At 72.6% G+C, this 12510-nt stretch carries 11 protein-coding genes; 5 read left to right on the forward strand and 6 right to left on the reverse strand.

Translation table 11 applies throughout. The features are described from left to right. Positions 1-6 precede the first annotated feature (6 nt). On the reverse strand, positions 7-987 hold the full coding sequence (locus O7599_RS18405; protein ID WP_281623430.1) for an ABC transporter permease: 981 nt from the start codon (positions 985-987) through the stop codon (positions 7-9). Positions 988-1111: 124 nt separating this feature from the next. After that, positions 1112-2743: an ABC transporter substrate-binding protein gene (locus tag O7599_RS18410; RefSeq protein ID WP_281616686.1), complete on the reverse strand. Its 1632-nt coding sequence runs from the start codon at positions 2741-2743 to the stop codon at positions 1112-1114. 331 nt (positions 2744-3074) lie between these two features. On the opposite strand from O7599_RS18410, the gene O7599_RS18415 reads away from it, so the two are divergent. After that, positions 3075-6113: a glycoside hydrolase family 38 C-terminal domain-containing protein gene (locus tag O7599_RS18415; protein ID WP_281616687.1), complete on the forward strand. Its 3039-nt coding sequence runs from the start codon at positions 3075-3077 to the stop codon at positions 6111-6113. Here O7599_RS18415 and O7599_RS18420 read toward each other — a convergent pair. Further along, positions 6110-6895 carry an AraC family transcriptional regulator gene (locus O7599_RS18420; RefSeq protein WP_281616688.1) on the reverse strand — a complete coding sequence of 262 codons (786 nt, stop codon included), beginning with the start codon at positions 6893-6895 and terminating at the stop codon, positions 6110-6112. The genes O7599_RS18415 and O7599_RS18420 overlap by 4 nt on opposite strands. Before the next feature lie 70 nt (positions 6896-6965). Here O7599_RS18420 and O7599_RS18425 point away from each other — a divergent pair, with 70 nt between their 5' ends. The 3 genes from O7599_RS18425 to O7599_RS18435 all read left to right on the forward strand — a co-directional run bounded on the left by O7599_RS18425 (position 6966) and on the right by O7599_RS18435 (position 8516). After that, complete coding sequence (locus tag O7599_RS18425) at positions 6966-7784, forward strand: phytanoyl-CoA dioxygenase family protein (RefSeq protein ID WP_281616689.1); 819 nt, start codon at positions 6966-6968, stop codon at positions 7782-7784. Next, positions 7781-8053: a hypothetical protein gene (locus O7599_RS18430; protein WP_281616690.1), complete on the forward strand. Its 273-nt coding sequence runs from the start codon at positions 7781-7783 to the stop codon at positions 8051-8053. Before O7599_RS18425 ends, O7599_RS18430 begins: the two co-directional genes overlap by 4 nt. A 109-nt stretch (positions 8054-8162) precedes the next feature. Next, positions 8163-8516, forward strand: coding sequence for a hypothetical protein (locus O7599_RS18435; RefSeq protein WP_281616691.1), 354 nt, complete (start codon positions 8163-8165; stop codon positions 8514-8516). 1 nt (position 8517) lies between these two features. Here O7599_RS18435 and O7599_RS18440 read toward each other — a convergent pair whose 3' ends face one another. Further along, on the reverse strand, positions 8518-9168 hold the full coding sequence (locus tag O7599_RS18440; protein ID WP_281616692.1) for a response regulator transcription factor: 651 nt from the start codon (positions 9166-9168) through the stop codon (positions 8518-8520). Continuing rightward, positions 9159-10376, reverse strand: coding sequence for a histidine kinase (locus O7599_RS18445; protein ID WP_281616693.1), 1218 nt, complete (start codon positions 10374-10376; stop codon positions 9159-9161). The genes O7599_RS18440 and O7599_RS18445 overlap by 10 nt, the downstream gene beginning before the upstream one ends. A 110-nt stretch (positions 10377-10486) precedes the next feature. On the opposite strand from O7599_RS18445, the gene O7599_RS18450 reads away from it, so the two are divergent. Then, entirely contained in the window at positions 10487-11734 is a 1248-nt protein-coding gene (locus O7599_RS18450) for a serine hydrolase domain-containing protein (RefSeq protein WP_281616694.1), read from the forward strand. Between the two features lie 74 nt (positions 11735-11808). Here O7599_RS18450 and O7599_RS18455 read toward each other — a convergent pair whose 3' ends face one another. Next, the gene (locus O7599_RS18455) at positions 11809-12393 is read right to left on the reverse strand and encodes a TerD family protein (RefSeq protein ID WP_281616695.1); all 585 of its coding nucleotides are present in this window, start codon (positions 12391-12393) and stop codon (positions 11809-11811) included. Positions 12394-12510: the final 117 nt, after the last annotated feature.

The raw sequence follows: 12510 nt of genomic DNA on the forward strand, positions 1-12510 counted from the left end.
GTCGGTTCACCTCGTCTCTCGGGTACGGGGGTCCAGCAGGACGTACAGGGAGTCGGCGAGGAAGTTGGCGAACAGGACCGCGAGGGTGATGAGGAGGAACACGGCCTGCATCGTCGGGTAGTCGCGCTTGGAGACCGCGTCGAAGAGCAGGAAGCCCATGCCCGGATACGAGAAGACGATCTCGGTGAGCATGGCCCCGCCGACCAGGGCGCCGATGGCGAGCGCGAAGTTGGTGACGCTCGGCAGCATCGCGTTGCGGGCGGCGTAGCCCAGCATGACCTTCCAGCCCGGCAGGCCCTTGGCCCGGCCCAGCAGCACGTAGTCCTCGCTGAGCGTGGTGACCATCATGTTGCGCTGGCCGAACACCCAGCCGCCGAAGGACGAGAACACGATGGTCGCCACCGGGAGCAGCCCGTAGTGCAGGGTGCTGGTGACGAACGCCGCGTTGAAGCCGGGCATGACGTCCGGGCCGTAGCCGCCGGCGACCGGCGCCCAGCCGAGCTGGACCGAGAAGATCCACACGGCCAGCAGCGCCACCCAGAAGTAGGGGACGACGCCGACGACGGTGGACAGCGGCGTGACGACGCTGTCCAGCCGGCGGCCGGGCCGCCAGCCGACGTAGATGCCGATGCCGATGCCGATGACGAACGCGATGACGGTGGCGCTGCCCACGAGGGCCAGCGTCCACGGCAGCGCCGTCGTCACCAGTTCGGTGACGGGCACCGGGTACTGGCTGATGGACAGGCCCAGATCGCCGCGGAGCAACTGGCCGAGGTAGCCGAAGTACTGCGAGAGGAGGGACTCCTCGGTGCCGCCGAAGAGCAGTTGCACGGACTCCACGGTGGCGGGTGGCGGCGGCTGGCCGGTGCGCTGGGTGAACTGCTGGAGGATCGACGTCGCGGGGTCGCCCGGCATCAGCCGCGGGATGAAGAAGTTCAGGGTGACGGCGACCCAGGTGACCAGGAGGTAGAAGCCGAACCGGCCCAGGAGGAAGGTGAGCCGGGCCCGGCGCCGGCTGTGGTCCGGCCGCTTGGCCGGGCCGGTGCCGGACTGCGCGGCGGCGGTGGCCGGCCGGGTCGCGGTGAGGGAGTCGGTCACGGGAGTCGTCCTCTCAGCCCTCGGCGGGCTTGAGGTGCTTGAGCGTGGTGATGAACTCCGTGCCCGAGCCGGTGTTGGCGAGGTAGTCCGGGTTCTCGGCCTCGGGCCAGCCGGTCCAGCGCGCGCTGTTGGCGACGCCCGCGGCCCCGGAGACGAACAGCGGGACGGTCGGGACCTGGTCCACGAAGACGTCCTGCGCCTGTGCGCCCAGCTTCTTCAGCTCGGCCTCGTCGGCCGTGCCGGCCATCTTCGCCAGCAGGCGGTCGAAGTCGTCGTTGCGGAACCGCACCGGGTTGTTGATGGCCTCGGTGCCCAGCGGTTCGGCCTTGGTGCCGTCGAACTGGCGCAGCGCGGCGTAGATTCCAGAGCCGCTGGACATCCAGTTCGCGGCGAGGTCGAAGTCGCCCTTGGCGATGGTGGGGCCGGTGTTCGCGCCCGGCCCGCTGACCAGCTTCACCTCGATGCCGAGCGACTCGCGGATCTGCTCGACGACGAGCTGGGCGATCGTCTTGAGGAACGGGGTGTCGCTCGGTACGACGTACTCGACCGGGATCTTCTTGCCGTCCTTGACGAGGGAACCGTCCTGGACGCTGTAGCCGGCGTCCGCCAGCGTCGCCTCGGCGGCGGCGGGGTCGTGGGCGCGCGGCTTCGCGTACGCGGGGTCGATCCAGTCCTCGTACACCTTGCTCGACAGACCGGTGGGGCTCGCCTGCGGCTGCTGGATCGGCAGCTTGCTGGAGCTCAGCTCGGCGATCTGCGCGGTGTCCACGGCCTGCGCGAACGCCCGCCGGACCGCGACGTCGCTGAACGGGGCGCGGGCGTTGTTGAGCTGGAGCGAGACGACGGCGCCGTCCCAGGCCATGATGAAGTGGTGGTTCTCCGGGTCCGCCTTGAGGTAGCTCTTGGCGTCGACGTCGCAGGTGCAGAAGTCGACGGTGTTGCTCTGGAGCTGCGTCTGGATGTTGGCGCTGGTGGCGGCCGTGTACTTGAGGTGGGGCATCGCCATCTTCCCGCCCCAGTAGCCGGCGCGGGAGGCCATCGTCACCGCCTGCGGTGAGAACGTTTCGAGGGCGAACGGGCCGGTGCCGACCGGCTTCTTGTCGACGTGCGTCAGCGGGTCGCGCCCGGACCACAGGCCGGCGCGGACGATCCGGACGATCTCCAGGTCCGGCAACTGCTGGTACGCCGGGTCCTGCCAGGTGACGGCGACGGAGTCGTCGCCGACGACCTCGACCTTCTCGTAGGAGGCGCCGCCGACCTTGGGGTTCTTCAGCAGCAGGTCGAGGCTGAAGTGCACGTCCTTCGCGGTGAGCGGGGAGCCGTCGGAGAACGTGACGCCGGGGCGTAGCCGGAAGGTGGCGGTCCTGCCGCCGTCCGACCAGCTCCACTTCTCCGCCAGCCAGGGGACGACCTCGCCGCCCTTGGCGCGGTTGGTCGCGACGAGCGGCTCGTACATGACGTTCAGCCCGGGGGCGGTGCCCGTGAACGGGTTGAAGTTGTTCGTGAACGTCGGCGCGCTGTTGGGCGCGGAGACGGTGAGCATGTCGGCCGCCGCGCCCTGCTGCGCGGTGCCTCCGCCGGTACACGCCCCGAGCGAGAGGGCGGTGGCGAGGACGATGGCGCACGGCCATAGCTGCTTCTTCATGTCCGTTCCTTCCTGAGAGGCGACGGGGGCTCCGTGCGGCGGCTCGGGGAGCGCGGGGTGGCGCTCGGCGGTGCGTGAGGAAGCGGCCAGGATTCATCGGAGCTATGGCGGCGAAACGGTTCGACGTACGGCCACCAGCTACTGCCTCGGGATCGATCCCGAGATCGATCCCGGGATCGTTCACGAGGCGATGGGTGACTGAACTATGGAGCCAGGTACAAGGCTTGTCAACAGATCGCGCAGCGCCGCCGCTTCGCCCCGTGCGTGCCTTGACAGCCCCTGGGGCTGGTGCCAGCCTGCAGAGCTCCGAGGAAACCGAGGAGTAACCACGATGCATGACGACCGGAGCCTGATCGAGAGCCGCATCGGGCAGGCGCTCGAACACCGCGTACGGCCGGCCGTCCACCCGCGGTCGGTGCCGCTGGCGGTCGAGGTCTGGAACGCCCCGGGCGAACCCGTGCCGGTGGCGGAGGGACTTGCCGCCGCGTACACGCCGACCCGCACCGGGGAACCCTGGGGCCGGCCGTGGGGGACCTCGTGGTTCCGCGTCCGGGGCACCGTCCCCGAGGACTGGGCGGGGCAGGCCGTCGAGGCGGTGCTGGACATCGGCTTCACCGGTGCCGGTCCCGGCTTCCAGGCGGAGGCGCTGGTGTACCGCCCGGACGCCACCGCGATCAAGTCCCTCAACCCGCGCACCCGGTGGGTGCGGATCGCCGACGAGGCCAAGGGCGGCGAGGAGATCCTGCTGTATCTGGAGGGGTCCTCGAACCCCGAGTTCTCCTGGGTCCCCACGGGCCTCGGCGACTGGGACACCGCCGACCCCGCCCCCCTCTACCGGTTGCGCACGATGGACCTCGCCGTCGTCGACCGCACCGTGTGGGAGCTGGTCCAGGACTTCGACGTGCTGACGGGGCTGATGCGGGAGCTGTCCACCGACGACCCCCGCCGCTGGGAGATCCTGCGGGTCCTGGAGCGCGCCCTCGACCTGCTCGACCACCGCCGTGACGTGGGCGCCGCGGCCCCCGCGGCCCGGGAGACGCTCGCCGGGGCGCTGGCGAAACCCGCGCACGCCTCGGCGCACCGGATCAGCGCGGTCGGGCACGCCCACATCGACTCGGCGTGGCTGTGGCCGCTGCGTGAGTCGGTGCGCAAGGTGGCCAGGACCGCGTCCAACGTCACCGATCTGATGGACGACCACCCCGAGTTCGTCTTCGCCATGTCCCAGGCCCAGCAGCTCGCCTGGATCAAGGAGCACCGGCCCGAGGTGTACGCGCGGGTGAAGGAGAAGGTGGCCGCCGGTCAGTTCGTCCCGGTCGGCGGCATGTGGGTGGAGTCGGACACGAACATGCCGGGCGGTGAGGCGCTGGCCCGCCAGTTCGTGCACGGCAAGCGGTTCTTCCTGGAGGAGTTCGGCGTCGAGACCGACGAGGTCTGGCTGCCCGACTCGTTCGGCTACTCGGCGGCCCTGCCGCAGTTGGTACGGCAGTCACGCTCCACGTACTTCCTTACCCAGAAGATCTCCTGGAGCCAGTTCAACAAGTTCCCCCACCACACGTTCTGGTGGGAAGGGCTCGACGGCACCCGGGTCTTCACCCACTTCCCGCCGGTCGACACCTACAACTCGGACCTGGGCGGCCGGGATCTGGCACACGCCGTACGCAACTTCCAGGACAAGGGGTCCGCCACCCGCTCACTGGTGCCGTTCGGCTGGGGCGACGGCGGCGGCGGCCCCACCCGCGAGATGCTCGCCGCGGCCCGGCGCCTCGCCGACCTGGAGGGCGCGCCCCGCGTGACGATCGAGAAGCCGTCGGAGTTCTTCGCCAAGGCGGAGGCGGACTATCCGAACGCGCCGGTGTGGCTCGGCGAGCTGTATCTGGAGCTGCACCGCGGCACGTACACCTCCCACGCGAAGATCAAGCAGGGGAACCGGCGCAGCGAGCATCTGCTGCGCGAAGCGGAGCTGTGGTGCGCGACGGCCGCCGTGCGCGGCGGCGCCCCCTACCCGTACGAGCAACTGGACCGGATCTGGAAGACCGTGCTGCTGCACCAGTTCCACGACATCCTGCCGGGCTCGTCGATCGCCTGGGTCAACCGCGAGGCGCGCGCCACCTACCGGCAGGTCTTCGCGGAACTGGAGGAGATCATCGACCGGGCCCAGGGGGTGCTGGCCGGGGACGCGACGGCCGACACCACCGTCGTCTTCAACGCGACCCCGCACGGCCGCGCCGGGGTGCCGGCGCTGGGGGCCCGGCCCGCCGAGCCGCCGGGGTCCGTGAGCGCGGAGGAGGCGGACGACGGGTCGTACGTCCTCGACAACGGCCTCCTGCGGGTCGTGATCGACGGCAACGGCCTGATCACCTCCGCCCGCGACGCGGCGACCGGCCGCGAGGCCATCGCCCCCGGCGGCTACGGCAACCTGCTGCAGGTCCACCCCGACCTGCCGGGCAACGGGGGCGACGCCTGGGACGTCGACCAGTACTACCGCAACACGGTGACCGATCTGACGGCGGCGGACGCGGTGACGCTGCTGCCCGACGGCCCGCACCGCGCGCAGGTCAGGGTCGTGCGGAGCTTCGGCACGTCAAGGGCCGAGCAGACGCTGACGCTGGCGCCGGGCGCGCGCCGCCTCGACATCGACACCCGCGTGGACTGGCACGAGACCCAGACGATCCTGAAGGCGGCGTTCGCGCTGGACGTCCACGCGGACACGTCCCTGTCGGAGACGCAGTTCGGGCACGTACGGCGTCCCGCGCACACCAACACGTCCTGGGACGCGGCGAAGTTCGAGATCTGCGCGCACCGCTGGATCCACGTCGCGGAGCCCGGCTACGGCGTGGCCGTCGCCAACGACTCGACGTACGGCCACGACGTCACCCGCTCCCGGCGCGACGCGGACGGCGGGATCACGACGACCGTGCGCCTGTCGCTGCTGCGGGCCACCACCTTCCCCGACCCCCACCCCGACGAGGGCACGCACCGGCTGCGCTACGCCCTGGTGCCGGGAGCGTCCGTCGCGGACGCGATCCGGGAGGGCTACGCCCTCAACCTCCCGCCGCGCGCCCTGCCGGGCGACGCCGAGGTCGAACCGCTGGTCGCGGTGGACGGCGAGGGTGTCGTGGTGGAGTCGGTGAAGCTGGCGGACGACGGCTCGGGGGACGTGGTGGTCCGCCTGTACGAGTCGCTGGGCGGCCGGGCGGAGGCGGTGCTGGTGCCGGGGTTCGCGGCGGCGGAGGCGGCGGAGACGGATCTGCTGGAGCGCAGGTGGCCGGAGGCTCCGCGTCCGGCCGCGGTGTCGGCGGCGGGTGACGGGCGGATCGGGCTGAGCCTGCGGCCGTTCCAGATCGTGACGCTGCGGCTGGGGCGGCGCTAGGTCCCGCCCCGCGCCTGCCGGACGCGCCGCGGGGACTCCCCGAGTTCCCGCCGGCACGTCTTGTTGAACGCCTGCAGGTCCGGGATACCCACCGCCGCCGCCACCGAGGGAATCGGCAGGGTCGAGGCCGTCAGCAGGTGCCGGGCCCGCTCCATGCGCCGGCGGCGGATGTGGGCCACGACCGTGCCGCCCGTTCCGGCGCGGAACAGCCGGGTGAGGTGATTGTGCGAGACGCCCGCGGCTCGGGCGACCTCCGGCACGGTCAGCGGGCCCGCCAGCCGCTCCTCGACGTACGCGAAGGCCGCCACCAGCGCCGGGTGGGGCCGCCCGGCCTCCTCCCGCGCCCCGCCCAGCGCCACGGTGTGCCACAGCGCCGCCCACACCTGCGCCGCCGCCCGGCTCGGAGACACCGGCATCGCGGCCACCGCGTGCCGCAGCAGACCGGTCAGCAGCGGGGCCTCGGCGCCCGCGTCCTGCATCGCGGGGACGGTCCGCCGCTCCCCCTGCCCGGGCAGGCGGAAGTGCGCGTAGAGGTGCTCGCAGCGGCGCCCGTGGTAGAGGAAGTGCACCTCCGTGTCGGGCGGCACCAGGCTCACGTGACCGGGGCGGATCGGGAAGCTGCCGCCGTCGAAGGCCAGTTCGCCGGAGTAGCCGTACAGGTGCAACTGCCACAGGCCGGGGAGCCGGAAGACGTCGTGAGGGCCGACGGTGCCGTGCACGCCCACCCCCGCGCTCGCCACCCGGGGCGGCTCGTCCAGACAGAGCACCAGCTCGTCGGGCATGGTGAAAAACTACCAGCACTGGAGGAATGCATCCCACGACGACCAGGAGGGCTTCGCCTAACTTGGCCGCGTGCCTACCAGAAAACAGCTTCTCACCTCGGTCCAGACGGCCCGCTTCCTCGCCCACGGCTTCCACCGGCTCGACGCCGTCGTGCCGCGGGAGATGAACGAGCAGGCCATCGACGTCCTCGACGCGGGAATACCGCACGCGCCGTACGGCAGCCCCGTCCCCGCGGCCTTCCCCGCGGGTACGTTCGCCCGGAGGCTGATCGAACTCCCCGCCGTCGCCGGCGCCCTGGAGAGCCTGGTCGGGCCCGACCCGACCGTCGACCACCACGCCGTGCACATCCGCGAACCGCACGAGGGCGCCGCCCAGCACCTGCACGGCGACGCGATCATCGACGTCCGTCCCGACGCCTTCGACGTCCAGCTCATGTACTACCCGCACGACGTCACCGGCGACATGGGCGGCACGCTCAGCGTGCCCGGCAGCCATCTGCGGCGCACCAACGAATCCGACACCGGCCGCTACCAGAACCTGCGCGGCCAGACCCGCCTCACCTGCCCGGCCGGCACCGTCATGCTGCTGCACCACGGCCTCTGGCACGGCGGCCGGCGCAACGACAGCGACGTGCGCCGCTACATGTTCAAGATCCGGTTCAACCCGACCGTGCCGCAGGTCCGGCTCTGGGACACCGCCGACCTCGACGAGCCGGCGGTCGCGGAGGAGCTCAGCCGGACCTTTCCCTGGTACGAACCGGCCACGGGCCGGCTGGAGATCCACAACAGGGTGCGGCTGTGGCGGGCGCTGACCGGCGACGACGCCTTCGACATCGACCACTGGGTGACCCGGGTCACCAACCGTCCCGCCCACGGGAGCCGCGCGTGAAGCAGCACGTCCTCGTCCTCTATCTGGCCACCTCCGCGCTCGATTCGCAGGTGGTGGGCTGGTCCCGCTACGACGGCACCGGCGCCACCAGGCCGACCACCGGTGACGGCGACGTACCGCCGTACGAGACGGGTCTGGACGCGCTGCGGGCCGGCTGGCGGCTCTTCCAGGCTTCACAACTGATCCCGCCGTACCCGGCGCACGAGTACGACACGTCATTCCTGAAGCACGAGTTCTTCTTCGAGAAACTGGAGTCCGAGGGGGAGTAGCCCGGCGGGCGACGGAGCTCGCCTTTGAGTACCCGTACTCATGCCGTGCCGGCCGGTGCCACCGCATACTCGGCGCAACACCACCGAATCCGGCTCACGGAGGCCCGTCGTGGAGCCCACTCCGTCCTGGCACGCCCCCGATCCGACCCCGCCCGAGCGTCTGTCCGTGACGTGGCGCGAGCCGTCCACCGCGGAGACCGTGCTCTTGGTGGCCACCGTCCTGTTCCTGGACGCGGTCGTCATCGCCTGGATGGTGTTCTCCATCAGTTTCTCCGGCGGCTGGCTGCCCGGGTCCACCGACATGTCGGAGTCGGCGCGGGCCGAAGCCGCGTGGGTCGGCGCCGCCGCCATCGGGTTCTGGGCGCTGGTTCTCGGCGTCGGCCGGCAGTGGCGCATGCTCGCCTTCCAGGTGGTGGCGCTGGGGACGGCGACGCTGGTGCTGTGGCGGAGTGACTTCCCCTGACCTACGGTCCGCCGTGGCGGCGCAGGTACGCGAGGACGGCGCGGACGCGGCGGTGGCCGCTGTCGCCGGGGGGCAGGCCGAGTTTGAGGAAGACGTTGCCGACGTGCTTGTGCACGGCGTTGCCGGTGATGACGAGCCGGCGGGCGATGGTCACGTTGTCGTGTCCCTCGGCCATCAGCGCGAGCACCTCGCGCTCACGCGCGGTCAGGGCGTCGACCGGATCGCCGCGCCCGGCGAGGAGCTGGGCGACGGCCTCGGGGTCCAGGACGGTGCTGCCGGCGGCCACCCGGCGCAGCGCGTCGGTGAACTCCGCGACGCGGCTGACCCGGTCCTTGAGCAGGTAGCCGATGCCGCCGCCGGTGCCGGCGAGGAGGCGGCCCGCGTACTCCTGCTCCACGTACTGGGACAGCACCAGGACCGGCAGTCCCGGGTGGTCGCGGCGGGCCTGGGCGGCGGCGCGGATGCCCTCGTCGCGGAAGGCCGGGGGCAGGCGTACGTCGACGATGGTGACGTCCGGGCGGTGGGCGCCGACGGCGGCGAGGAAGCCGGGGGCGTCGGCCGTGGTCGCGACGACCTCGAACCCCTGGGAGTTGAGGAGGAGTTCCAGTCCGGACGAGAGCAGGACGTTGTCCTCGGCGATCACTACGCGCACGGCAGCTCCACGGTGACGACCGTCGGCCCGCCCGGCGGACTGCTGATCCCCAGGGAGCCGTCCAGGGCGGCGGCGCGGCGGCGCATCCCGTCCAGTCCTGTCCCCCTGGCGGCGTCCGCGCCGCCTGCCCCGTCGTCGGCGATCTCCGCACGGAGCAGCGCGCCGTCGCGGGTGACGCGCACCGACGCGCGGGTCGCCCGGCTGTGCCGGGCGACGTTCGCCAGCGCCTCGGTGACGGCGAAGTACGCGACGGCCTCGACCGCCGCGGGGACCTCGCCGAGCGGGCCGACCTCCATGCGGGTCGGCACCCCGGCCCGGGTGGTCAGGGTGCCGAGTGCGCCGGGGAGGCCCTGGTCGGCCAGCACCGGCGGGTAGATGGTGCGGATGACGGAGCGGAGTTCGCTCATGGCGTCCTCGGTCTCGGCGTGGGCCTGCCGGACGAGGACGGCGGCCCGCGCGGGGTCGTCGGCGAAGCTCTCGCCGGCCACGGCGAGCCGCATCGCGATGGCCACGAGCCGGGCCTGGGTGCCGTCGTGCAAGTCCCGTTCGATCCGGCGGAGTTCCGCGCTGTGCGCCTGGAGTACGTCCGTACGTGTCCGGGTGAGCTCGGTGACGCGCTCGACCAGGTGCTCCGCGGGCGAGGGCGCCAGGACCGCGAGGCAGCAGCGGGCGTGCGCGCGGGCGAGCGGCGGGAGGACGAGGGCGGCCAGGGCCGCCAGGACCGCGAGGTTCACCAGGCCGTGCGCCAGCGCGGTGCCCCAGCCGGTGAGGCGCACGCTCATCACGGGCAGCCACGGCGCCGCGGGGAAGGCCCACCACAGCGCCGTGATGACGGGGGTGAGCAGCAGGCAGCCCAGGAGGAGCAGGGCGAGGCCGCCCGCCGGAAGACCCGTGCCCACCTGCGTCACCAGCCACCCGAGGTTGCGGCGGGCGGCGCGCGGGTGCGGCTCGACGGGCTGTCCCAGCAGCGCCCCGGCGCGCCGGCGGTGCCGCTCCGCCCAGCGCTGCGCCAGCGGCGGCACGCACAGCGCGGGCGCCGCGAGAAGAGTCAACGCCGCGTCCACCAGGGTGCCCAGCAGGTAGCGCCCGCCGCGGCGCGCTCCGGCCCACCGGGCACGGACCGCGCCGCGCAGGCCGGGCAGGCCGGGCGTACGGGCCGCGCGGGGCGCTGTCCCTGTGTCGTACGGGAAGACCGCGGGAGGCTCCACGCACGTCACCGTACGTACCGGGCACTCCGCGGGCACTACAGCTAGCTGTAGCTTTCCTCCGGGAGTCCGGGGTACCGACCCGCCCCCCGCCGCCCGCCTAGCGTGCGGCCATGGAAACCACCCACCCCGCAACCGCCCCGCCGCGCCGCCGCGTTCGCCGGCGGTGGACCGCCGTCGCCGCGGCCGTCCTCGTCACCGCCGGCGCCGCCCTCGCCGTCCACCTCCCGGCCGGTGCCCACGACGCCGCCGCCCCCGGCTACGGCCGCGACGACCTGCGCCGGGACGCCGACGCCATCCGGGCGCTGGGGGTCACCGGCGTCCAGGCCCGGGTGACCGCGGGACCGGGCCGGGATCTGGTCGCCACCAGCGGCGTCGCCGAGGCCGGTACGGACCGTCCGGTGCCCCGCAACGGCTACTTCCGGATGGCCAGCACCGGCAAGGCGCTGGTCGCCACCGTGGTCCTGCAACTGGTCGACGAGGGCAGGCTGTCGCTCGACGACACCGTGGCCCGCCGGCTGCCCGGACTCGTCGCCGGCAACGGCAACGACGGCCGCCGGATCACCGTCCGCCACCTCCTCCAGCACACCGCCGGCCTCCACGACGACCTCCCCGGCTACGCCACGCCGCGCGAGTACTACGCGCACCGGTACGACACCTACACGCCCCGGCAGATCGTCGCGCGGGCCATGCGGCACCGCCCGGACTTCGCGCCGGGCACCGGGTGGGGCTACTCCAACACCGGCTACGTCCTGCTCGACTTGATCATCGAGAAGGTCACGGGCCGCCCGTGGCACGAGGAGGTCGAGGCGCGGGTCCTGGCACCGCTCGGCATGGACCGCACCTATCTGCCGGGCGGCACGCCCACCCTCCGCACGCCGCACGCACGCGCCTACCAGGTCTTCCCCTCCGGCGCCCGCGTCGACGTCACGAAGGTGCTCGTCCCCGACCCCGGCGGCTACGTCTCCACCACCGCGGACGTCAACCGCTTCTTCCGGGGCCTGCTCGGCGGCGAGTTGCTGTCCCCGGCGCGGCTGGCCGACATGCGGGACACCGTCCCGGTGGACGAGGAGACGCGGAAGTTCTGGCCGCACGGACGCTACGGCCTCGGCCTGGTCCACCGTCCCCTGTCCTGCGGCGGCGGCTACTGGAGCCACGAGGGCGGCGAGGCCGGCTACATCACCCTGAACGGCGCCACCGACGACGGCGGCCGCGCCGTCACCGTCTCCATGTCCACGGCGCTGGGCGACTCACCCGGCAGCGTACTCAGGCAGGAGCGGGCGGCCAGCGCACTGGTCGACCGTGCGCTGTGCGGCATCCCCGGCACGGAGCGGGACACGTCGCGGCCGGTTGCGGGCTGACCGGCCGCGGGTCGGACTGACCGGCGGCTGACCGGCGGCCGGGCCGGCGGTGGGGCGCAGGCCCGGGACGGCCGTCACCTGCCGGCGGCGAAGCGCATGAGCGCGCGCTCGTCACCCTGCTTGATCTTCCCCGTCTCGTTGATCACCTGCAGCGTCCAGGCCGCGCCGGCCCGGGTCGCCTTGGCCACGGCACAGCCGTTGTCCGCGGAGAGGAGGCTCGGCCAGATGTCGGCGACCTGCTGCGCGCTGCCGCCGGACGCGTCGTACACCTTGAAGCTGATGTTCCGCGCCTTCTGGAAGCTGCTGCCCTTCTTGTACGCGGCGGCGACGAACACGATGGCGGTGATCTGGTCCGGCACCCGGGAGAACTCGACGGTCACCACCTCGTCGTCCCCGTCGCCCTTGCCGGTCTGGTTGTCCCCGCTGTGCACCAGCGCGCCGTTGCCCAGCGGGTCCAGCGAGTCCAGGCCGGCCAGCCGGACCGGGTCGGCGCCCGCCATGGCGATGGCGATCAGGTCGAGGTCGGTGCCCTTGGTCTGCCGCAGTTTGCCGATGAGGCCGCCGCTGCTGCCGACCGTGGGGTCCCAGGAGACCCCTATCGACAGGTGGGTAACCCCGGCCAGGTCCGCCGGTTCGTCATCCTTGCTGAGCGTGATCATTCCCGGTCCCTTGGTGGTAAGAACGGATCCTCTGAAGCTGCTCCGGTGCCGGTGACGCGGACGTCGGGCGCCGGTCCCTCCGTAGGGGAACATACCTCGCCACGCGGGACGCAGGGC

The organism is Streptomyces sp. WMMC500, from assembly GCF_027497195.1.
Classification (GTDB): Bacteria; Actinomycetota; Actinomycetes; order Streptomycetales; family Streptomycetaceae; genus Streptomyces.